Source organism: Streptomyces sp. HPF1205 (assembly GCF_020400825.1).
In the GTDB taxonomy this organism is placed as follows: Bacteria; Actinomycetota; Actinomycetes; order Streptomycetales; family Streptomycetaceae; genus Actinacidiphila.
In genome coordinates, this window is record NZ_JAINVH010000004.1 from 139049 (window position 1) to 160818 (window position 21770).

Sequence of the window (21770 nt, forward strand, 5' to 3'; positions counted from 1 at the left end):
GCGGGACCGACAGGGCGCGTGATCTTAATTCAGGCCAGCAGCCGCACCGCGCCCCGCACCGTGTGCGCCTCCAGCGGCAGCGGCCCCAGCCGCTCCCCGTCCGCGTACCCGGTGACGTCCTCGCCGGGCGCCGTGTCGAGCCGCACGCGGGCGGCCCGGTGGACGGTGACGACCGGGTGGCCGGGGTGGGTGCCGCGGTAGACGCGGGGGAAGACCCGCAGCAAGGTGGTGCGGCTGCACGGGCCCACCACGCACACGTCGAACAGTCCGTCGTCCATGGCGGCGTCGGCGCAGATCCGCATGCCGCCGCCGTACGAGGAGCCGTTTCCGACGGCGACGAGCGTGGCCTCGATCTCCCGCTCGGGCGTGTCGTCGAAGGTGACCCGGTAGCGGATGGGGCGCAGCGCGGCGAGTTCGGCGAGCATCGCCACGTCGTAGCGGAACCGGCCGGCGGGCCACGTCATACGGTTGCCGCGGTCGTTGACCCGGGAGTCGAAGCCGGAGGCCAGCACGGTGCCGAACCAGCGGTCGCCGACCCGGCCGAGGTCGAGGGCGCGCTCGCGGCCCTCCTTGAGTGCGGCGGCCGCCGCACGGCCGGCCGCCGCGGGGTCGCGTACCGGCAGGCCGCTCGCCCGCGCGAAGTCGTTGCCGGTGCCCGCCGCGATCACGCCCAGCGGGGTGCCGGTGCCCGCGACGGCCTGCAGGGCGAGCGAGACCATGCCGTCACCGCCGACGGCGACCAGCGCGCGGGTGCCGTCGGCGACCGCCGCGCGGGCCCGGCGCAGGGCGTCGGCGGCGTCCTCACCGACCACCGTGCGGACCGTGTACCCGGCGGCGCGCAGCGCCTCGGCGGCCGGCCGGGCGGCCCCGGCGCCCCGTCCGCGGCCCGCCGCGGGATTGACGAGGAGAGTGATGTCGCTGGTCACGGGCGGACCCTACCGGGTGCGGGGCGGCCCGCGCGCGGGTCAGGTCGCGTCGTCGTAGTCCTCGTCGCGCGGCTCGCCGTGGTCGAACGGCTGTGCGGTGATCTGCTCCGGCACGTGGTCGAGGGAGGAGGCCTCGTCGGGGCTGAGCGAGAAGTCCGGGTCGGCGGCCAGCCTGCGCGCCTTGCGGCGGTCGTTGATGAAGCACACGCCCATGGCCAGGAAGTACAGGAACACGATCGGCGCGGCCAGCAGGCACATGGTGACCGGGTCACCGGTGGGGGTCGCGATGGCGGCGAAAACGGTGATGCCGATGACCATGCCGCGCCACCAGCCGAGCATGCGGCGGCCGGTGACCACGCCGGTGAAGTTCAGCAGGACCAGGACCAGCGGCAGTTCGAAGGCCACGCCGAAGACGACGACCAGGCGCAGCACGAGGTCGATGAACTGGTCGAGCGGCACCAGGTTCACCGTGTGGTCCGGCACGAAGCCGATCATGATCTTCGCGCTCTGCGGGAGGATCGCGTACGCGAGCGCGGCGCCGCCGACGAACAGCGGCACGCCGGTGCCGACGAAGGCCAGGGTGTAGCGCTTCTCGTTCTTGTGCAGGCCGGGCGCGAGGAACGCCCAGAGCTGGTACAGCCATACCGGCGAGCTGACGATGAGCCCGGTCATCAGGGCGACCTTCAGCGCGATCGAGAAACCGCCCATCAGGCCGGTGACGGTCAGCTGGGCACATGCCTTGCCCTTGCTGAGGTGGTCGGCGCCGTCCGGGCAGCCCGCCGCCTTCAGGATCGGGTGCTGGAAGATCTCCAGGATCTGGCGGTAGAAGAAGGCCGCCACGATGGTGACGACCAGAATCGCGAGCACCGATTTGAACAGCCGGTTGCGCAGCTCACGCAGGTGTTCCCCGAGGGGCATCCGCCCCTCGGGATCCTTGGCCGGCCTGGCCGGCTTGGCCTCCTTGGCCTGCTTGCGGGCAGTCTTGAGCACCCACGTCCTCGTCTCGTGCGGCAGCCGCCAGCGGCGTGGCGGCTTCGTCCTTCACCTGGCGGGCGGGCCGGTCCCGTCCCGTGCGGCCGGGGCGCGCCGGCGGTCAGCCCTGCGGCGTCCCGCGTTCGGCGGTCTCGGCGACCGGGCGGGCGCTTGCGGTGTCACCGGGCGCCGACTGGATGGTACGGGGCGCGGGCTGCTCCTGCGCGGCGGACTTCGCGGTGCCGCCGGAGCCGTCGTCCTTCATCGCCTTGGCCTCGCTCTTGAGGATGCGGGCGGACTTGCCCAGGGCCCGGGCGGCGTCCGGCAGCTTCTTGGCACCGAAGAGGACGACGATGACGAGAAGGATGAGCACGATCTCGAGGGGCTTGAGATTGCCGAGCATAAAAGGACTACCTTCTCACCTTGGCGGCGTGGACGTACGGCTCGATCGCAGCGCCTGCGGCCGAACCGCCGGGTTCATCCGGTGATCCGATCGATGGCGCCCCGGTCAGGGTACCTTCCCCGGGTGCCGGTGTAAGGGGGGTCAGCGCCGTGAGATCTCTCCCGCCCGCTCGGCGACCGGGACCGCGGCCCGCCGCAGCCGCTCCCCCGCCGCGCTCAGCGCCTCGGTGCTCGCCGCGACCTGCCGGGCCAGTTCGTGGACCGCGAGGAAGACGCGTACGGCGAGGACGCCCAGCACCAGCAGTCCGGCGGTCGCCAGGCCGACCCACATGAAGAGCCACCACATGGACGGCGAGCCTACCGCCCGGCCGGCCCACCGCCCGCCCGGCCCACCGCACGCCGGACCGGCCGCACCCCCCGCGCAGGGCCGCACGCCCTCGTACCGGCCGTACGTCCTCAGGCCAGCCGCATGGTGCTGACCCCGCCGTTCGTGAGCAGTTCCACGATCCGCTCACCGGCCGGTTTGCGGACCGCCTCGCCGCACTCGGGGCAGGTGAAGGAGTAGAAGGTGGTGCGCGCCGAACCGCCGATGGCCAGCCGCAGGTCGGCGGCGGCCAGTTGGAAGCTGGCGCGGCAGTGCGGGCAGCCGGCCCGGAAGACGGCGGGGCCGGCGGCGTGCGGCGGTACGGCGGCGGTGGTCATGGGGCGCTCACTCCCCGTAGCCGGCCAGGGCCGCCACGGCCGCGTCCCGCGCCTGCGCGGCCAGCGCGGCGGGCGCAACGATCCGGCCGTCCCGGCCGAGCCGCAGCGCGAGGCGGCGCAGCGACCCGGGGTCGGGGGTGCGCAGGGTGATCCGCATACCGCCGTCCGGCAGTTCCTCGGCGCTGTCGTGCGGGTAGTACTCGGCCACCCAGCGGCCGCCGGGGCCGACCTCGATCACCACCTCGGGGTCGTCGCCGGCCGGCTGCACCAGTCCCTGGGACAGGTCGCGCGGCTCGATGCGCGGCGGGTCGGACGGCGCGTCCAGCAGGCGGATCTCGGCGACCCGGTCAAGCCGGAAGGTGCGGCGGTCCTCCGAGAGCCGGCACCAGCCCTCCACGTAGGTGTGGCCGACGGCGAACAGGCGGATCGGGTCGACCTCACGTTCGGTCAGCGTGTCGCGGGCCGGGGAGTAGTAGCGCATCCACAGCCGGCGGCGCTCGGTGATCGCGCGGTCCACGGTGGCGAAGACGCTCCCCTCGGACTCGAAGGTGACCGACAGCCGGCCGCTGACGGCGGCGGCCTCGCCCGCGGCCTCCTCCAGTTTGGCGCCGGCCCGCCGCAGCGCCTCGCGGTCGCTGTCGCGCAGGCCGGGCAGGTTGGCCACGGCCCGGGCGGCGACCAGCAGCGCGGTGGCCTCGTCGGCGGCCAGCCGCAGCGGCTGCGCCACGTCGTCGGCGGTGCCGGGGTTGTGCCACCAGATGCGCTCGCCGTCGGTGTCGATGTCCAGCAGGTCGCCGCCGCGGAAGCTGGTGCCGCACAGCGGCAGCACGTTGAGGTCGCCGATCAGCTCCGCCTCGGTCACGCCGAAGGCGCGCGCCACGTCGCTGACCCGAGCCCCCGGCCGCTCCCGCAGATACGTCACCAGGGACAGCATCCGCCGGGTCTGGTCGATCGCGTTGCTCACTTCGCCTCCTTCACGCCCGCGCCCCTCATGCCCGGCCCCCTCAGCCCTTCGCCACCGCACGCAGCCGGTCCAGGACCTCGGCGCGCAGCTCGTCGGGGGCCAGCACCACCACGTCGGGCCCGAACTCGGCGAGCCAGGCGTCCAGGCCGTGGCCGTAGGGGACCTCCAGCTCGTCCCAGTCGGCGTCGACGGGGGTGGTGGTCACCGCGCGGGCCCGCAGCGGGTAGCCGCTGTCGCGGCGCAGCCGGATCCGGGCGGTGGCCGCGGTGGCGCCCTCGCCCGCCCAGCGGGCCACGGCCTCGCGTACGTCGACGTGGTCGGGCACCTGGACGGTGAAGGCGCCTCGGGCGCGGACCCGGCCGGTGATCCGGGACAGCCGGAAGACCCGCACGGCGCCGCGGTCGCGGTCGTGTCCCGCCATGTACCAGTGGCCGCGCCAGCACTCCAGTGCCCACGGCTCGACCAGCCGCGGCTCGGGGCGCACCGCGTTGGCCTTGCGGTAGTCGAAGGCGACCGCCCGGCGCTCCCGGGTGGCCAGCATCAGCGGCTCGAAGGCCGGCTCGGGGGCGGGGATGCGCGGCTCCAGCGCGCTCGTGGCGTCCTCGTACGGGACGCCGGCCGCGCGCAGCTTCTGCAGTGCCCCGCTGGCCGCCTCGGCGAGCCGGGCCTGCTGCCAGACCTTGGCGGCCAGGGCGAGCGCGGCGGCCTCCTCCGGGTCGAGCGCGATGTCCGGCAGGCGGTTGCGGTCGCTGCGGGCGAGGTAGCCGAACTCGCCGTCGAGGTTCTCGACCGTGTCGATGACCAGGCCGAGTTCGCGCAGGTCGTCCTTGTCGCGCTCGAACATCCGGTTGAAGGCGTCGTCGGAGGTGACCTCGTGGTAGGCCTCGATGGACTCCCGCAGCTCCTTCTTGGTGACCGGCCGCCGGGTGTTCATCAGGCACAGCGCCAGGTTCATCAGCCGTTCGGCCTTGGCAATCGCCATCCCGCACCCTTCGTCTCCGCCCTCGATCGCCGACCGTACCGCTCCCGGCCGCCCAACGGAAAACCCGAAGGCCCCGGCGGATCGCCGGGGCCTTCGGGTCGCGGGTGGACCCGGTCAGACGGAGACCAGGTCGCAGACGAAGATCAGCGTCTCGCCGGGGGCGATCTTGCCGCCGGCGCCGCGGTCGCCGTACGCGAGGTGCGCGGGGATGGTCAGCTGGCGGCGGCCGCCGACCTTCATGCCCTGCACGCCCTGGTCCCAGCCGGCGATGACCTGCCCGGCGCCGAGCTGGAACTGCAGCGGGGTGCCCCGGTTCCAGCTCGCGTCGAACTCCTCGCCGGTGGAGAAGGACACGCCGACGTAGTGCACGGAGACCATGTCACCGGCCTTCGCCGCCGGGCCGTCGCCCTCCCAGATGTCCTTGATCTCCAGATCGGCCGGGGGCTCGCCGCCCGGGAAGTCGACCTCGGGCTTGTCGATGCTCACGTGATGCTCCTCGTGGTGGTGCGGGCAACCGGGACAGTCTTCCAGACCGGGCCGGGCCTCAGAGAACGGCCAGGATGTCCAGGCAGAACACGAGGGTGGAGTTGGCCGGGATGCCGTTGTTGGCCTGGCTGCCGTAGGCCAGGTCGGGCGGGGTGACGAGCATGACCCGGCTGCCGACCTTCTTGCCGGCCAGGCCCTGCTGCCAGCCCTTGATCAGCTGGGCCAGCGGGAAGGCGGCGAGCTGGCCGGTCTTGTAGCTGGAGTCGAACTCCTTGCCGGTGGTCCACAGGACGCCCTTGTACTGCAGCAGCAGGGTGTCGGTGGCCTTGACCGCCGGGCCGTCGCCCTCCAGGACGTAGTTCGCGACGAGCTTGGTGGGGGCCTTGCCCTTGGGCACGGTGATGGCCGGGGGCTTGCCGTCGGTGTTGGTGCCGACCTTGGGCAGGCTCGCGTCGCTCTGCGCGACGGGCTTGCCGTTGGCGCTGCTCTTGCCGTTGAAGCGGTTGAGGACGTCGACGACGAAGACGATGGTGTCGGTGCCCTTGATGCCGGCCTGGGCGTTGCCGGAGCTGCCGTAGCCGAGAGCGGGCGGGATGGCCAGCTCGACCCGGCTCTTGACCTTCTGCCCGACCATGCCCTGGTCCCAGCCGGGGATGACCTTGCCCTCGCCGATCACGTTGGTGTACGGGGCGCGTCCGAAGGAGGTGTCGAAGACCTTGGCGGTGGACCAGATCTGGCCCAGGTAGTTCACCTGGATGTAGTCACCGGCGGCGATCTTCGGGCCGTCCCCCTGGATCACCGTCTTGACGGCGAGGTCCGTGGACGGGGTGCCGGTGCCCTTGGCGACGGTCGGCTTCTGGTTGAAGCCGGTGCCGCCGGTGATCGCGGGCACGGGCCCGCTCACGATCTTCGCGGACGGGCTGGCCGAGGGCGTCGGCGTGCCGGACGGGCTCTGCGAGGAGCCGGACGGCGACGGCGAGGAGGCCGAGTCGCTCTTCTTGTCGTTGCTGCCGCAGCCCGCGGCTGTCAGCAGAAGAGCGGGTACGGCGGCGAGTACGGAGCGACGGCGCACGGAGTCTTCCTCGTTGGGTCGGGTGCGGGGCGGTGGGGTCGGCTGTGCCGCCCCACACCCTACGGGGTGCCGTACCCCTGGTCACATACCGGCGATCAGCTTCTCGACACGGTCGTCCACCGAACGGAAGGGGTCCTTGCACAGCACCGTCCGCTGTGCCTGGTCGTTGAGCTTGAGGTGCACCCAGTCGACGGTGAAGTCGCGGCGCTGCTCCTGCGCCCGGCGGATGAAGTCGCCGCGCAGCCGGGCCCTGGTGGTCTGCGGGGGCACCGACTTGGCCTCGAAGATCTTCAGGTCGCTGCAGATCCGCTTGGCCTGGCCCTTGCGCTCCAGCAGGTAGTACAGCCCGCGGCGGCGGTGGATGTCGTGGTACGCGAGGTCTATCTGGGCGACCCGGGGGTGGGACATCGTGATGTTGTCCCGGTTCCGGTATCGCTCGATCAGGTGGTATTTCATCACCCAGTCGATCTCGGTGCCGACCTTGGACAGGTCCCCGGTGCCGATGGCGTCCAGGGTGCGGCCCCACAGCTCCAGCACCTGGTCGATCACGCCGGTGCGGATGCCGCGGCGCTCGCAGAACTCCACTGCCTTGGAGTAGTACTCCTGCTGGATGTCCAGGGCGGAGGCCTCGCGGCCGGAGGCGAGCCTGACCTTGCGGCGGCCGGTGATGTCGTGGCTGACCTCGCGGATGGCCCGGATCGGGTTCTCCAGGGTGAGGTCGCGCATCACGGTGCCGGCCTCGATCATGCGCAGCACCAGGTCGGTGGCGCCGACCTTGAGCAGCATGGTGGTCTCGGACATGTTGGAGTCGCCGACGATGACGTGCAGCCGCCGGTACCGCTCGGCGTCGGCGTGCGGTTCGTCCCTGGTGTTGATGATGGGGCGGGAGCGGGTGGTCGCCGAGCTGACGCCCTCCCAGATGTGCTCGGCCCGCTGGCTCACGCAGTAGACCGCGCCGCGCGGGGTCTGCAGCACCTTGCCCGCGCCGCACAGAAGCTGCCGGGTGACGAGGAAGGGAATGAGGATGTCCGCCAGCCGGGAGAATTCCCCGTGCCGGGCCACCAGGTAATTCTCGTGGCATCCGTAGGAGTTGCCGGCCGAGTCGGTGTTGTTCTTGAACAGGTACACGTCGCCCGCGATGCCCTCCTCGTGCAGGCGCCGCTCGGCGTCCACCAGGAGCCCTTCGAGGATGCGCTCGCCGGCCTTGTCGTGCGTGACGAGTTCGGTGACGTTGTCGCACTCCGGGGTGGCGTACTCCGGGTGCGAGCCCACGTCGAGGTAGAGGCGGGCCCCGTTGCGCAGGAAGACATTGCTGCTGCGGCCCCATGACACGACACGGCGGAAGAGGTACCGCGCCACCTCGTCAGGCGACAGACGCCGCTGTCCCCTGAACGTACATGTGACGCCGTACTCGTTCTCCAGCCCGAAAATGCGGCGGTCCATGTCTGAACATTACGCCCGATGCGTGGTGCTGAAACGGGGTTCGACCGCTCCGTTTCGATCTTTTTCCGGCTGCTTTCCGAGGTTTGGATCCGTCAGGATTCGGCCGGTGGCCACCAGTACGACGGCGGCCGCGGCCCCGCCCGCGGCGGCCACGGCGAATCCGGCGGAGGTCCCGCCGTGTTGGGCGGCCAGGCCGGCGGTCGCGGTTCCCCCGGCCGCGCCCACGCCGATCGCGGTGACCACCCAGGAGAACGCCTCGGTCACCGTACCGGCCGGAGCGTGCCGGTCCACGACCAGGAACGCGCAGGCCAGGGTGGGTGCGAGGAAGAAACCGGCCAGCCCGGCGAGCAGGGCCATCCAGGGCACGCCGGGGGTCAGCGGGAGTGGCGAGTAGCACACCGCGAGGGCCAGCGACAGGGCCGTCAGCCGCCGCTCGGGGGCACCGGCCCAGTGCCGGGCGCCGTAGAGCAGGCCGCCCGCCAGGGCGCCGGCGCCGTTGGCGGCCAGTACCCAGGCGGCGACCGGCCCGCCGCCGTGCGCGTCCCCGTAGGCCACCGCGGCGAGCGAGATCGCGCCGAGCGCGATCCCGACGAAGAAGCAGGCGCACAGGAGTACGGCGAGGCCGCGCGAGCGCAGGGCGCCCAGCCAGTGCGCGGCCCGCTCCTGGGCGCGCCACTGGCGCGAGGGCCGGGCGGTGACCACGACGAGGGTCCCGGCGACACCGAGCAGTCCGGTGAGGACCACGGCGGCGGCCTCGGAGGCGGCGGCCACGGCGAGCGAGACCAGCAGCGGCCCGGCGGTGAACAGCACCTCCTGGGCCGCGGCGTCCAGGGCGTACGCCTTCTGCACCCGGTCGGGCGTGCGCAGCACGTCGGGCCACAGGGCGCGCAGGCCGCCCTCGAGCGGCGGCGTGGCGATCCCGGCCAGCGCCACGGCGGCCGCGGCCAGGGGCGCCGGGCGCGGCCCCACGGCCGCCAGCAGGGCGAAGCCCGCCGCCGAGCACAGCGCGGCCGCGGCCATCACCCGGGGCTGCCCGCGCCGGTCCACGGCCCGCCCGAGGACCGGCTGGCCCACCGCCACGGCCAGCCCGTACAGCGCCGACAGGCTCCCGGCCAGGCCGTATCCGGCGCCCTGCGCCCGCAGGAACAGCACGATCGCGAGCGCGGCCATGGCGTTGGGCAGCCGCCCCACCAGCGTCCCTGCGAGCAGCCGCGCGGCGTACGGCGTCCGCAGCAGGTCCCCGTACCCGCCGGCCATCGCGACCCCTCTCCCGCACCCGCTCGCAGTTTTACGTATAACGTCGACGTCATACGTACCATGGCGCGAGCCGCCGGGTAAACCGCCCGGACCGCGGTACCGGACGCGAAGGAAGGCGGAGGAGCCGATGGGGCACGAGGGGGCCGCGGGTACCGGGCGCGGGAGGGCCGGCGCGATGCCCGCGCGGGGCCGCCGCCGGGCACGCGCCGGGCACGCCGGACACGCCGTTCGCACCGGGGCGGGCGCGCGGTGAGGAACGGCGGCGGGCCCACCTCGCGGGACGTGGCGCGGGCCGCGGGGGTGTCGCAGGCCACCGTGTCGCTGGTCCTCGGCGGCAAGTGGCGCGGACGGGTCTCGGAACGGACGGCGCAGACGGTACGGGACGCCGCCGGGGACCTGGGCTACCGGCCCAACCTGGCGGCGCGCAGCCTGCGGACCGGGCGGGCCGGGACCGCGCTTCTCGTGGTCCCGGCCCTCACGCACGAGTACTTCGCCCGTGTCTACACCGGGGCCGCCGCGGTGGCGGCCGAGCACGGCTTCGGGGTGGTGCTCTACCCGTCCCCCGCCGGTGTCGGGCCGGCCCGCGACCCCTTCGGCTCCGCGCGGGCCGCGATCGACGGGGTGCTCGCCTCCTCGATGGCCGCGGACGCGCTCGCCGGGATCGGGGACGGGGGCCGCGCGGGCGGACTGCCCCTGGTGATGCTCGACAGCGATCCGGCGGCTCCGGGCGGCGCCCCCACCGTCAACCTGGCGGTCGCCGACGGCATCCGCCAAATGGCCAGGCATCTGCTCGCGCTGGGCCACCGGCGCATCACGCACGTGGCCGGGGACGTGGACGCCTGGACCTTCCGCGTGCGGGCCCGGGCCGTGGCGGCCGAGCTGAGCGATGTCCCGGACGCGCTGACGCGCACCGTGCGGTGCGCGCTGGACGTCCAGGCGGCGCGTGAGGCCTCCTTCCGCGCGCTCACCGCGCCGGGGCCGCGCCCCACCGCCCTGCTGTGCGACGGGGACCTGCTGGCCGCGGGGGCCCTCAAGGCGGCGCGCACGCTGGGCTTGCGAGTGCCGCGGGACCTGTCGGTGTCCGGCTTCGACGACCTGTCACTGGCCGGCGCGCTCGACCCCGAACTGACCACGGTCCGGCTGCCCGCCGAGGAGGTGGGCGCCGCCGGGATGGCGGCGCTCCTCAGGCTCCTCGACGGCGGACGGCCGGAATCGGGCGAGCTGCCGGTCCGCCTGGTGGTCCGGGGTTCCACCGGTCCGGCTCCCGGCTGACCCGGGCGGGCCCGCGCCGCACCGGCCGTGCCCCGGCCGGCCCGCCCTCCAGCAGACCGGCCGGCCGCGGGGCGGGCCGCCCGCCCCTACTCCTCCTCGTCGGACGGCTCGTCCGTCTTGGCCGTCGCCGCGCTCTCCGTCTCCAGCAGCCGGGAGAGCTGACGGCCCAGGACGCGCTTGAACTTGCGCTGCTGCGGCCGGGTGCGGTCGAGCACCGCCACTTCGAGCTGTTCCGCGGTCAGGGTGCGGTCCCCGCCGTTGGTGTCCCGGCTGAGCGACTCGACGGCCAGCGCGAGCGCCTCCGCCAGGGTCATCCCGTCCCGGTGCCGCTGGTCGAGGTAGCTGCCGATCTGGTCGGAGTTCCCGCCGACCGCGACCGCGCCGTGCTCGTCCACGATCGAGCCGTCGTGCGGCAGCCGGTAGATCTGGTCGTCCTCGGGGGCCGAACCGACCTCCGCGACGATCAGTTCGACCTCGTACGGCTTCTCGCCGACGCTGGAGAAGATCGTGCCCAGCGTCTGCGCGTAGACGTTGGCCAGGCCGCGGGCCGTCACGTCGTCGCGGTCGTACGTGAAGCCGCGCAGGTCGGCGTACCGCACGCCGCCGATCCGCAGGTTCTCGAACTCGTTGTACTTGCCGACCGCCGCGAAGGCGATCCGGTCGTAGATCTCGCTGACCTTGTGGAGGGCCCTGGACGGGTTCTCGGCGACGAACACGATGCCGTCGGTGTACTGGAGCACGACGACGCTGCGGCCACGCGCGATGCCCTTGCGGGCGTACTCGGCGCGGTCCGCCATGGCCTGCTGGGGCGAGACGTAAAAGGGCGTGGACACCGGCTAACCGTGCCTTTCTGCTGTCGGCGCCGCGAGGGGCGCTGCGGGAAGCGCTGAGGGGATCCGGGAGTGCCGAGCGGGCGCGCCGGGCGCCCGGCCGGTCGTCACAGCACCTCGGCCCTGGGTCCGTCGGGACTCTCCAGCCGCCCGTCGATCACCGCGCGGGCGATCTCGCCGACCTCGGCGTCGGGGAGCCGGCGGAAGCCGTCCTCGGTGATGACCGCGACCATCGGGAAGATCTTGCGGCTCAGGTCGGGGCCGCCGGTGGCCGAGTCGTCGTCGGCCGCGTCGTAGAGCGCCTGGACGATGGCGGTGACCAGCGCGCGCTCGGACAGGTCCGGGCGGTAGAGCTTCTTCAGCGCCCCGCGGGCGTAGACCGAGCCGGAGCCGGTGGCCGCGAAGCCCTGCTCCTCGCTGCGGCCGCCGGTCACATCGTAGGAGAAGATGCGGCCCTTCTCGCGCTCGGTGTCGTACCCCGCGAACAGCGGGACGACGGCCAGGCCCTGCAGGGCCATGCCCAGGTTGCCGCGGATCATGGTGGTCAGGCGGTTGGCCTTGCCCTCCAGGGACAGGGTCGCGCCCTCGATCTTCTCGTAGTGCTCCAGCTCCAGCTGGAAGAGCTTGACCATCTCCACGCCGAGGCCGGCCGTGCCGGCGAAGGCCACCGCGGAGTACTCGTCGGCCGGGAACACCTTCTCGATGTCGCGCTGTGCGATCACGTTGCCCATCGTCGCCCTGCGGTCACCGGCGAGGACGACGCCGCCCTCGAAGGTGGCGGCCACGATGGTGGTGCCGTGCGGCAGCTCCACGGCGCCCTTGACCGGCGGCAGCATCCGGTTGCCCGGCAGGAGCTGGGGCGAGTGCTCGCCCAGGAAGTCGATGAACGAGGACGAGCCGGGCGTCAGGAAGGCGGCCGGCAGACGCCCGGTGGTGCTACGAGTGTTGGCTTCCACGCGTTTCCTTCCACACGATCATGAAGTCGGTACGGACCCTACCCATGGCCCGGAAATCCATCCGCCCCGCGGTCCTGGGCCGCGGGGCGGGCTGGTGGGGTGCGGTTACTGGCCGCCCTTCTGGACGAACGACCGCACGAAGTCCTCCGCGTTCTCCTCGAGGACGTCGTCGATCTCGTCCAGGACCGAGTCCACGTCGTCCGAGAGCTTCTCGTGGCGTTCCTTGAGGTCATCGGCCGCCTGGGCGTCCTGCTGGACCTCCTCGACGTCCTCCGTGGCCCGCGTCGCCCGCTGCTGTCCGCCGTCGGTGTCCTTTGTAGCCATGTCCCTCACCCCGCTCGATTTGTGCGCTCGATTGCGTGCCGTTACCTGCCGTGCCGAGCCGTACCGGCCCCGCGGAGCGGAACCCGTACAAGATCAGACCCTACAAGCAGGGTCCGACATCAGCGCTCGATTGGCTCAACGTACGACCGCCACTGGGTTGTTTCCCGGTTCTGGCCCGTTTCAGCCCCCGGACAGGATGCGGACCAGGTCCTCGGCCGTGCGGCAGCGGTCGAGCAGCTCCTTGACGTGCTTGCGGGTGCCGCGCAGCGGCTCCAGCGTCGGTACGCGCTGCAGGGAGTCCCGGCCCGGCAGGTCGAAGATCACCGAGTCCCAGGACGCCGCGGCCACGTCGTCGGCGAACTGCTCCAGGCAGCGGCCGCGGAAATAGGCCCTGGTGTCCTCCGGCGGGTGCGTGACGGCCCGCAGGACGTCGTCCTCGTCCAGGAGGCGCCGGACGCGCCCGCGGGCCGCCAGGCGGTTGTACAGGCCCTTGTCGGGGCGCACGTCGGCGTACTGCAGGTCGACCAGGTGCAGCCGGGCGGCGTCCCAGCCCAGGTCGTCGCGCCGCCGGTAGCCCTCCAGCAGTTCCCGCTTGGCCACCCAGTCCAGCTCGCCGGCCAGGCTCATCGGATCGGTCTCCAGCCTGCCCAGCACGTCCTCCCAGCGGCCGAGCACGTCCAGGGTCTGCTCGTCCGCGTCGGAGCCGTACCGCTCCTCGACGTACTTGCGGGCCAGCTCGTAGTACTCCATCTGGAGCTGCACCGCGGTCAGTGTGCGGCCGTTGCGCAGCGTGACCAGGCGCCGCAGCGTGGGGTCGTGGGAGACCTCGTGCAGGGTGCGCACAGGCTGGTCCACGGCCAGGTCCACCTTGATGAACGCGTCCTCGATCATGGACAGCACCAGCGAGGTGGTGCCCAGCTTGAGGTAGGTCGACAGCTCCGAGAGGTTGGCGTCGCCGATGATCACGTGCAGCCGGCGGTACTTCTCGGCGTCGGAGTGGGGTTCGTCGCGGGTGTTGATGATGGGCCGCTTCAGGGTCGTCTCCAGGCCCACCTCGACCTCGAAGTAGTCGGCCCGCTGGCTGATCTGGAAGCCGTCCTCGTGGCCGTCCTGGCCGATGCCGACCCGGCCGGCCCCGGTGACGACCTGCCGGGAGACGAAGAACGGCGTCAGGTGGCGCACGATGTCCGAGAACGGGGTCTCCCGCTTCATCAGGTAGTTCTCGTGCGTGCCGTAGGACGCGCCCTTGTTGTCGGTGTTGTTCTTGTACAGGTGGATCGGCTGGGCGCCGGGGAGCTGGGCGGCCCGCAGTGCCGCCTCGGCCATGATCCGCTCGCCCGCCTTGTCCCAGAGAACCGCGTCGCGCGGATTGGTCACTTCGGGTGACGAGTACTCCGGGTGGGCGTGGTCGACGTAGAGCCGCGCGCCGTTGGTGAGGATGACGTTGGCCAGGCCGATGTCCTCGTCGGTGAGCTGGGTGGAGTCCGCCGCGTCCCTGGCCAGGTCGAAGCCGCGGGCGTCCCGCAGCGGGTTCTCCTCCTCGAAGTCCCACCGGGCTCGCCGCGCCCGGTGCATCGCCGCCGCATAGGCGTTGACGATCTGGGACGAGGTGAGCATGGCATTGGCGTTCGGGTGTCCGGGGACGGAGATGCCGTACTCCGTCTCGATGCCCATTACTCGCCGTACGGTCATGCGGACCCTCCTTGCCCCGCTCCGGCGCCGTGCGGGCCGGAAAGCACACCGGCTGCGGGTACCCGCGGTAGGGGCCCCGCAGCCGGAGGGTAGTGCTTACAGATACTGTCCGGTGTTCGCCACGGTGTCGATGGAACGGCCGGTGTCCGCCCCCTGCTTTCCGGTCACCAGGGTGCGGATGAACACGATCCGCTCGCCCTTCTTCCCGGAGATCCGCGCCCAGTCGTCGGGGTTGGTGGTGTTCGGCAGGTCCTCGTTCTCCTTGAACTCGTCGACGCATGCCGCGAGCAGGTGGGAGACGCGCATCCCGCGCTGGTCGTGGTCCAGGAAGTCCTTGATCGCCATCTTCTTGGCCCGGTCCACGATGTTCTGGATCATCGCCCCGGAGTTGAAGTCCTTGAAGTACAGGACCTCCTTGTCACCGTTGGCGTAGGTGACCTCCAGGAAGCGGTTCTCCTCGGTCTCCGAGTACATCCGCTCCACCACGGACTGGATCATGGCGTCCACGGTGGCAGCCGGCGAGCCGCCGTGCTCGGCGAGGTCGTCGGCGTGCAGCGGCAGGGTGTCCAGCAGATACTTGGAGAAGATGTCCTTGGCCGCCTCGGCGTCCGGCCGCTCGATCTTGATCTTCACGTCCAGGCGGCCGGGCCGCAGGATCGCGGGGTCGATCATGTCCTCGCGGTTGGAGGCGCCGATCACGATCACGTTCTCCAGGCCCTCGACGCCGTCGATCTCGGCGAGGAGCTGGGGGACGATGGTGTTCTCCACGTCGGAGCTGACGCCGGAGCCGCGGGTGCGGAACAGGGACTCCATCTCGTCGAAGAAGACGATGACCGGAGTGCCCTCGCCGGCCTTCTCGCGGGCCCGCTGGAAGACCAGGCGGATCTGCCGCTCGGTCTCGCCCACGTACTTGTTGAGCAGCTCGGGGCCCTTGATGTTGAGGAAGTAGCTCTTGCCCTGCGGGCGTCCGGTCACCTCGGCGACCTTCTTGGCCAGGGAGTTGGCCACCGCCTTGGCGATGAGCGTCTTGCCGCAGCCGGGCGGACCGTAGAGCAGCACGCCCTTGGGCGGGCGCAGTTCGTACTCCTTGAACAGATCGGCGTGCAGGTAGGGCAGTTCCACCGCGTCGCGGATCTGCTCGATCTGGTTGCCGAGACCGCCGATCTGGCGGTAGTCGATGTCGGGGACCTCCTCCAGGACGAGCTCCTCGACCTCGCTCTTGGGGACACGCTCGTAGACGTATCCGGAGCGGGGTTCGAGCAGCAGGGCGTCACCGGTGCGCAGGGTGCCGTCGAGCAGCGGTTCGGCCAGCCGCACCACCCGCTCCTCGTCGGTGTGCCCGATCACCAGGGCCCGCTCGCCGTCCTCCAGGATCTCCTTGAGGGTGACGATGTCGCCGATCAGCTCGAACTCCATGGCCTGAACCACGTTCAGCGCCTCGTTGAGCATCACTTCCTGGCCTCGCTGGATCTCCTCCAGCTCGACCGCGGGACTCACGTTCACCCGCAGCTTGCGGCCGCCGGTGAAGATGTCGGCCGTGCCGTCGTCGTTGGCCTGCAGGAACACGCCGAAGCCGGCCGGTGGCTGGGCGAGCCGGTCGACCTCCTCCTTGAGGGCCACGATCTGGTCACGCGCCTCGCGCAGGGTGTTCGCCAGCCGCTCGTTCTGGGCCGACACGCCCGCCAGGTTGGTCTGCAGCTCGACGATCCGCTCTTCGAGAATCCTCGTGTGCCGCGGAGAGTCGGCGAGCTTGCGTCGCAGGACGGCGATCTCCTGCTCAAGAAAGGCGACCTGGCTCATGGGATCTTCCGATCCACGAGCGGGTCGGCCGCCACGGTTGATGTCGTCGTCGTGGGCCGCCACGGTCCTCACCTCCTCCAAGGGGAGCTGGACGTTTCCAGACCCTACCTGGGCCGGTAGGGGTTGAAACCCCTAGATCACAAAGACGATCGCGGTGTGTCCGATCTTCACCCTTGCGCACGTCCCTCCGCCACTGGGATACCCGCCGATCTCCATCCGAAAGCCGCCGGTTGTATCGTCGTTCCGGTCAACAGCCGCCGGGAACGCTTGCTTCCCGCAGGGCTGGAACGACTAACGGCAGGCGAGGGTTTCCGTGAGCGACACCGTGAGCGACAACTCGGTCGGCGAGGCACTGGAGGTCTGGATCGATCAGGACCTGTGCACGGGCGACGGGATCTGTGCGCAGTACGCGCCCGAGGTGTTCGAGCTCGACATCGACGGTCTCGCCTACGTCAAGGGTGACGACGACGAGCTGCGACAGTCCCCTGGTGCCACCGTACCCGTTCCCGTGGCGCTGCTGACGGACGTCGTGGACTCGGTGAAGAAGTGCCCCGGCGACTGTATCCATGTGCGGCGGGTGGCCGACCGCGTCGAGGTGTACGGGCCCGACGCTGAGTGACGGGCCCGGCGTCCGGCCGCCGGGCGGCCCGCCCCGTGCGGGCCCGCCGTGTTCGCTGAGCGCGTATTCGCCGTGACGACCGTCACACGCTGCCCGGCCGCGGGCCGGGGATGGCTACCCAGCGGCCGCCCTGCCACTTCCACGCGTAGTCGCGCCGCAGGTCGGGGCAGCAGCGCGGGGTGGAGTCGCTGGAGAAGCCCAGGACGGTGGCCCGCACGGTGCGGCCGTCCAGCCGGAAGCCGGTGATCTCGCGGTCCTCCTTGGGATCGACCAGCATCGCCTCGATACGGGGGGTGCCGGCGGGCGCGCCGATCACGTAGACGCCGCTGGGCGGGGTTCCCAGGTCGGAGTGGCAGCGCACCACGGCAACTGTCTCGGGCCGGCCGTCCCCGTCGAGGTCCCCGGACACCTTGCCGACGATGTCCACCGCGGCGCCGGCGGCGCAGGTCAGCGGGTACGTGACCGCCTTGGGGTCGGGCGCGGCGGTGGTGGTACGGGCCGGGGGCTTGGCGTCGGCGCCGGGAGAGGCGTCGGCGGGCTGCACCAGGGCGGCGGCCCCGACCACGGCGCCCAGGACGGCGGCGGTGCTGATCCAGTGCACGGCACGGGCTCGGGTGTGCGGCAGGTCCGGGCCTGCGGAGGGCTGCACTCGCCTGTCTCCCGGGGTCGGTTCTGCGGGGGGTGGCCAGCATGGTGCCACACGTCACACCGGGGCGGTACGCGGGGGTCGGGGGGGTCGCGGGGCCGGGCGGGCCGGCGCGGGCCGGGCGCGGACACGGCCTCCAGGACGCGGCCGGGCGCGGGCCGCCTGGGCGCGGGCCGCCGGGGCGCCGGCGCGGCCTTCCTGGGCGTGGAGAGGCGGCCTCCCGGGCGCTGTCCGCCCGGTCCGACGTGCGCGAACAGCCGCCGCGGGCGTCCGGGAGCGGACAAACCCGCGGCGGCGTGCCGAAGTTGGCCGGAAACGCGCGGTGGCGGGTCAGTCCCGCGTGGCGCCGCCGCCGCTCGCGCTCCCCGGCCCGGTGTAGTCCTCGCCGTAGGCGCCCTTGGCCGGGCGGCGGCGGCGCAGCGGCGGCTCCACGCCGTCGGCGAGGCGGCGGGCGGTGAGCAGGAAGCCCGTGTGACCGATCATCCGGTGGTCGGGCCGGACGGCGAGGCCCTCCACGTGCCAGGTGCGCACCATGGTCTCCCAGGCGGCCGGCTCGTTGAAAGAACCCTGCTCCCTGATCGCCTCCACCGTGCGCGCGAGCTGTGTGGTGGTCGCCACGTAGGCGCACAGGATGCCACCGGGCACGAGCGCCTTGGCGACGGGGTCCAGGCACTCCCAGGGCGCCAGCATGTCCAGGATCACCCGGTCCACGTCGGTGTCCGAGAGGTGGTCCTGGAGGTCGCCGACGGTGAGCCGCCAGGCCGGGTGCGGGCCGCCGAAATACCGCTCGACGTTCTGGGTGGCGATCTCGGCGAAGTCCGCCCGGCGCTCGTAGCTGTGCAGCATCCCCTGGTCGCCGATCGCCCGCAGCAGGAAGCTGCTCAGCGACCCGGACCCGACACCGGCCTCGACTACGCGGGCACCCGGGAAGATGTCGGCCATCGCCAGGATCTGCCCCGCGTCCTTGGGGTAGACCACGGCGGCGCCGCGGGGCATGGACAGGACGTAGTCGGGGAGCAGCGGGCGCAGCGCGAGGTAGGCGACGTTTCCCGTGGTTCTGACCACACTGCCCTCGGGGGCGCCGATCAGCTCGTCGTGCGGGAAAGCGCCCTTGTGGGTGTGGAACTGCTTCCCGGCTTCGAGCGTGAAGGTGTAGTGGCGTCCCTTGGGGTCGGTGAGCTGGACCTGGTCCCCGACTTTGAAGGGCCCGCGACGGCGGGCGGCACCAGTCGGTTCGGACATGAACCCACCCTATCCGGCCCGGGCGGGGGCCCCGTACCGGGCGGCCGGGCCACGCCCGGCGCCTGCGCCCTCAGCCGTCCGCGCCGCGCGACATGGCCGCGAGGAAGGCGCGCTCGACGTCAGAGGTGGACAGCACCCCGTAGATCTCGCCGGTGGCCTCCACGACGAGGTACTCGGTGGACGGCGTGGCGCGCAGCTTGTCCAGCAGGTCCTCGCCGGCCAGTTCCGCCGGCACCCGCATCCCCGGGGTGAGGTCCTGGGCCAGGCCGCTCACCGCCACCCAGGGCCTGCGGTGCTCGGGGATGCCGACGATCGCCGACTCGCGCACCAGCGCGGTGGGCGTGCCCCTGCCGTCGACCACCACCAGGGCGCGGGCGCCGGCCTCGTTGGCCCGGCGCAGCGCCTCGGACAGCGGGGTGTCGGAGGCGACGGGCACCGCGCGCCGGGTCAGGGTGCGGGCGGCCAGCCCGGGCAGCCGTTCGCGCAGCCGGGCCATCCGCAGGCTGTTGCCCGCGCCGGTCCAGATGATCGCGGCCAGGATCGCGGCGAGCAGGGCGTCGGTGAGGGAGTCCGCGCCGCCGGAGCCGCCGACTCCGCCCGCGTACGAGAGCATGGGCAGCCCGATCAGCACCGCCAGCGCCAGCGCCCGGCCGACCCAGGCGGCGGCCACGGTGCCGGTCATCGGCTTGCCGCTGATCTTCCAGACCACGGCCCGCAGCATCCGGCCGCCGTCCAGCGGCAGCCCCGGCAGGAAGTTGAAAATGGCAACGATCAAGTTGCTGACCATCAGGCCGGCGAGCAGCACCCCCGGCACGGTGCCCGCCTCGACCAGCTGCATCCCGCCGAAGAAGGCGCCGGCCAGGACCAGTGACAGCAGCGGACCGACGAAGGCCAGCACGAATTCGCGGCCCGGGGAGTCGGACTCCTTCTCGATCTCGGAGACACCGCCGAAGAACTGGAGCTGAATCCGCCGTACGGGCAGGTCGAAGCGGAGGGCGGCCACGGTGTGGGCCAGCTCGTGGACGAGCACCGAGGCGTAGAAGGCGACCGCGAAGAACAGCGACACCAGGTACCTGACCTTGCCCAGGTCCGGCAGCACGGTGTCGAGCTGGCCGCCGAACACCCACGTGATCAGCGCGGCGACCAGGAACCAGCTCGGCGCCACGTAGATCGGGACCCCGAAGAAGCGGCCCATGAGAATGCCGCCGCGGGCCTCCCTGCGGGGCGCGCCGGACCCGCCGTCCTCGCCCGGGACGCGGCTGTTCCGGGACGGCGACCGACCGCTCTCGCTCACTGGTTCCCCTCGTCGCTGGTCAGGACCCTCGTACCGAATGATGCGGGACGATCGGCTCCGCGACCATGCTATTGCTCCGCTCCCCGGGGCACCTACCGCACCGGCAGGGCGTGGACCGGGCCGTGTCCCGCGGCCTGCCCGCGGGCCGGCGTTGTCAGTGGCAGGCCGTAGGGTCGTCCCCCATGGGGACCGAGACGGAAAGCGGGACGGACACCGGTGGGGCCACCGGGACGGAGACCGGTGGGGCCACCGGTACGGGGAGCGGGCCGGCGGCGGGGCCGGGGACGGGAGCAGGGACCGGGACGGGAGCAGTGACCGTTCCGCCGCGGCCGCCGACGTCGTTGTCGCCGTCGCGTGCCGCGGACTTCATGCGCTGCCCGCTGCTGTACCGGCTGCGGGTGATCGACCGGCTGCCGGAGAAGCCCAGCGAGGCCGCCGCCAAGGGCACGGTGGTGCACGCCGTGCTGGAGCGCCTCTTCGACGCGCCCGCGGCCGAGCGGACACCGGCGCGGGCCACCGGCATGGTCGAGGCCGAGTGGGAGCGGCTGCTGGCCGCCCGCCCGGAGCTGGGGGCGCTGTTCCAGGCCGCGGAGCCCGGTGCGCTGGCCACCTGGCTGGACAGCGCGCGCTCGCTGGTCGAGCGGTGGTTCGCGCTGGAGGACCCGACCCGGCTGGAGCCCGCCGAACGCGAGATGTACGTGGAGACGGTGCTGGAGTCGGGCCTGACGCTGCGCGGCTACGTCGACCGGCTGGACGTGGCGCCCGCCACCGGCGACCTGCGGGTGGTGGACTACAAGACCGGCAAGGCCCCCCGCCCCGAGTACGCGGACGAACCGCTGTTCCAGATGAAGTTCTACGCCCTGGTGCTGTGGCGGCTGCGCGGAATCGTGCCGCGCCGGCTGCAGCTGGTCTACCTCGGCAGCGGCGACGTGCTCACCTACGACCCGACGCCGGGCGACCTGCTGAACACCGAGCGCAAGCTGCTGGCGCTGTGGCGGGCCATCAGCGAGGCGACGGCCACCGGGGACTGGCGGCCGCGCCGCACCCCCCTGTGCGGCTGGTGCGACCACCAGGCGCTGTGCCCGGAGTTCGGCGGCACTCCCCCGCCGTACCCCCTCGTGCGCATGGCGGAGGCGGCCGAGGCGGTGGGCCAGAATGGTGCGGTCTAGCGAAGGAGAGGCCGTGGCGATTCGCGTCCTGCTGGTGGACGACCAGCCCCTGCTGCGTACCGGTTTCCGGATGATCCTGGAGGCGGAGCCGGACCTGGCCGTGGTCGGCGAGGCCGGGGACGGGCAGCAGGCGCTGGACCAGGTGCGGGCGCTGCAGCCCGACGTGGTCCTGATGGACATCCGCATGCCCAGGATGGACGGGGTGGAGGCCACCCGGCAGATCACCGGCCCGGACCGGTCGGGCCCGGCGAAGGTGCTGGTGCTGACCACCTTCGACCTCGACGAGTACGTGGTGGAGGCGCTGCGGGCGGGCGCGAGCGGCTTCCTGCTCAAGGACGCGCCGGCCGCCGAACTCGTGCAGGCGATCCGGGTGGTGGCGGCCGGCGAGGCGATGCTGGCGCCGAGCATCACCCGGCGGCTGCTCGACAAGTACGCGGGCCGCCTGCCGTCCGGCGAGGAGGCCGTGCCGCCGCCGGTCAAGGACCTGACCGAGCGCGAGATCGAGGTGCTCAAGCTGGTGGCGCGCGGGCTGTCCAACGCCGAGATCGCCGCCGAGCTGTTCGTCAGCGAGACCACGGTGAAGACACATGTCGGCCATGTGCTGACCAAGCTGGCGCTGCGCGACCGGGTGCAGGCCGCGGTGTACGCGTACGAGAGCGGCCTGGTGCGTCCCGGCTCGGCCTGAGGACCCGCCACCCGCCCGGGCCGGCGGGGCCCGCT

At 72.5% G+C, this 21770-nt stretch carries 23 protein-coding genes; 4 read left to right on the forward strand and 19 right to left on the reverse strand.

What is annotated here, in order from left to right; genetic code table 11:
- Window positions 1–29: 29 nt before the first annotated feature.
- The 11 genes from K7G61_RS06525 to K7G61_RS06575 form a co-directional block, all read right to left on the reverse strand.
- On the reverse strand, window positions 30–926 hold the full coding sequence (locus K7G61_RS06525) for a diacylglycerol kinase (protein WP_225845692.1): 897 nt from the start codon (window positions 924–926) through the stop codon (window positions 30–32).
- 39 nt (window positions 927–965) lie between these two features.
- Window positions 966–1916, reverse strand: coding sequence for a twin-arginine translocase subunit TatC (tatC, locus tag K7G61_RS06530; RefSeq protein ID WP_225845693.1), 951 nt, complete (start codon window positions 1914–1916; stop codon window positions 966–968).
- A 103-nt stretch (window positions 1917–2019) separates the two neighbouring features.
- Window positions 2020–2301 carry a Sec-independent protein translocase subunit TatA gene (gene tatA, locus K7G61_RS06535; protein ID WP_225845694.1) on the reverse strand — a complete coding sequence of 94 codons (282 nt, stop codon included), beginning with the start codon at window positions 2299–2301 and terminating at the stop codon, window positions 2020–2022.
- A 141-nt stretch (window positions 2302–2442) separates the two neighbouring features.
- A complete protein-coding gene (locus K7G61_RS06540; protein WP_225845695.1) occupies window positions 2443–2646 on the reverse strand; it encodes a hypothetical protein in 204 nt (67 codons plus the stop codon).
- Window positions 2647–2756: 110 nt separating this feature from the next.
- On the reverse strand, window positions 2757–3002 hold the full coding sequence (locus K7G61_RS06545; protein ID WP_225845696.1) for a phage terminase large subunit family protein: 246 nt from the start codon (window positions 3000–3002) through the stop codon (window positions 2757–2759).
- Window positions 3003–3009: 7 nt separating this feature from the next.
- Window positions 3010–3936 (reverse strand): YafY family protein, encoded by a 927-nt coding sequence (locus K7G61_RS06550; RefSeq protein WP_225845877.1) that lies wholly within the window; start codon window positions 3934–3936, stop codon window positions 3010–3012.
- Between the two features lie 70 nt (window positions 3937–4006).
- The gene (locus tag K7G61_RS06555; RefSeq protein ID WP_225845697.1) at window positions 4007–4948 is read right to left on the reverse strand and encodes a YafY family protein; all 942 of its coding nucleotides are present in this window, start codon (window positions 4946–4948) and stop codon (window positions 4007–4009) included.
- Between the two features lie 114 nt (window positions 4949–5062).
- The gene (locus tag K7G61_RS06560; RefSeq protein WP_225845698.1) at window positions 5063–5434 is read right to left on the reverse strand and encodes an FKBP-type peptidyl-prolyl cis-trans isomerase; all 372 of its coding nucleotides are present in this window, start codon (window positions 5432–5434) and stop codon (window positions 5063–5065) included.
- A 58-nt stretch (window positions 5435–5492) separates the two neighbouring features.
- On the reverse strand, window positions 5493–6506 hold the full coding sequence (locus K7G61_RS06565; RefSeq protein ID WP_225845699.1) for an FKBP-type peptidyl-prolyl cis-trans isomerase: 1014 nt from the start codon (window positions 6504–6506) through the stop codon (window positions 5493–5495).
- An 81-nt stretch (window positions 6507–6587) separates the two neighbouring features.
- Window positions 6588–7949 carry a Pup--protein ligase gene (gene pafA / locus K7G61_RS06570; protein WP_225845700.1) on the reverse strand — a complete coding sequence of 454 codons (1362 nt, stop codon included), beginning with the start codon at window positions 7947–7949 and terminating at the stop codon, window positions 6588–6590.
- A gap of 9 nt (window positions 7950–7958) precedes the next feature.
- Entirely contained in the window at window positions 7959–9206 is a 1248-nt protein-coding gene (locus tag K7G61_RS06575; RefSeq protein ID WP_225845701.1) for an MFS transporter, read from the reverse strand.
- Window positions 9207–9455: 249 nt separating this feature from the next.
- On the opposite strand from K7G61_RS06575, the gene K7G61_RS06580 reads away from it, so the two are divergent.
- Window positions 9456–10478: a LacI family DNA-binding transcriptional regulator gene (locus K7G61_RS06580; RefSeq protein ID WP_225845702.1), complete on the forward strand. Its 1023-nt coding sequence runs from the start codon at window positions 9456–9458 to the stop codon at window positions 10476–10478.
- 86 nt (window positions 10479–10564) lie between these two features.
- On the opposite strand, the gene prcA is transcribed toward K7G61_RS06580, so the two are convergent.
- From prcA to arc, 5 genes are all read right to left on the reverse strand, one after another.
- Window positions 10565–11311, reverse strand: coding sequence for a proteasome subunit alpha (prcA, locus tag K7G61_RS06585; protein WP_225845703.1), 747 nt, complete (start codon window positions 11309–11311; stop codon window positions 10565–10567).
- A gap of 104 nt (window positions 11312–11415) precedes the next feature.
- Complete coding sequence (prcB, locus tag K7G61_RS06590; RefSeq protein ID WP_225845704.1) at window positions 11416–12264, reverse strand: proteasome subunit beta; 849 nt, start codon at window positions 12262–12264, stop codon at window positions 11416–11418.
- 105 nt (window positions 12265–12369) lie between these two features.
- Window positions 12370–12588 (reverse strand): ubiquitin-like protein Pup, encoded by a 219-nt coding sequence (locus K7G61_RS06595; protein WP_225845705.1) that lies wholly within the window; start codon window positions 12586–12588, stop codon window positions 12370–12372.
- A gap of 180 nt (window positions 12589–12768) precedes the next feature.
- Window positions 12769–14280 carry a depupylase/deamidase Dop gene (dop, locus tag K7G61_RS06600; RefSeq protein WP_225845706.1) on the reverse strand — a complete coding sequence of 504 codons (1512 nt, stop codon included), beginning with the start codon at window positions 14278–14280 and terminating at the stop codon, window positions 12769–12771.
- Window positions 14281–14376: 96 nt separating this feature from the next.
- Complete coding sequence (gene arc, locus K7G61_RS06605) at window positions 14377–16143, reverse strand: proteasome ATPase (RefSeq protein ID WP_225845707.1); 1767 nt, start codon at window positions 16141–16143, stop codon at window positions 14377–14379.
- Between the two features lie 250 nt (window positions 16144–16393).
- On the opposite strand from arc, the gene K7G61_RS06610 reads away from it, so the two are divergent.
- Window positions 16394–16699, forward strand: coding sequence for a ferredoxin (locus tag K7G61_RS06610; protein ID WP_225845708.1), 306 nt, complete (start codon window positions 16394–16396; stop codon window positions 16697–16699).
- A gap of 82 nt (window positions 16700–16781) precedes the next feature.
- Here the strand turns inward: K7G61_RS06610 and K7G61_RS06615 are convergent, their stop codons facing one another.
- The 3 genes from K7G61_RS06615 to K7G61_RS06625 all read right to left on the reverse strand — a co-directional run bounded on the left by K7G61_RS06615 (window position 16782) and on the right by K7G61_RS06625 (window position 19881).
- Complete coding sequence (locus K7G61_RS06615; protein WP_225845709.1) at window positions 16782–17348, reverse strand: hypothetical protein; 567 nt, start codon at window positions 17346–17348, stop codon at window positions 16782–16784.
- Between the two features lie 327 nt (window positions 17349–17675).
- Entirely contained in the window at window positions 17676–18587 is a 912-nt protein-coding gene (locus K7G61_RS06620) for a tRNA (adenine-N1)-methyltransferase (protein WP_225845710.1), read from the reverse strand.
- Window positions 18588–18657: 70 nt separating this feature from the next.
- A complete protein-coding gene (locus K7G61_RS06625) occupies window positions 18658–19881 on the reverse strand; it encodes a site-2 protease family protein (RefSeq protein ID WP_225845711.1) in 1224 nt (407 codons plus the stop codon).
- Window positions 19882–20063: 182 nt separating this feature from the next.
- On the opposite strand from K7G61_RS06625, the gene K7G61_RS06630 reads away from it, so the two are divergent.
- On the forward strand, window positions 20064–21050 hold the full coding sequence (locus tag K7G61_RS06630; protein ID WP_374204070.1) for a RecB family exonuclease: 987 nt from the start codon (window positions 20064–20066) through the stop codon (window positions 21048–21050).
- A 13-nt stretch (window positions 21051–21063) separates the two neighbouring features.
- Complete coding sequence (locus tag K7G61_RS06635) at window positions 21064–21735, forward strand: response regulator transcription factor (protein WP_225845713.1); 672 nt, start codon at window positions 21064–21066, stop codon at window positions 21733–21735.
- Window positions 21736–21770 lie beyond the last annotated feature (35 nt).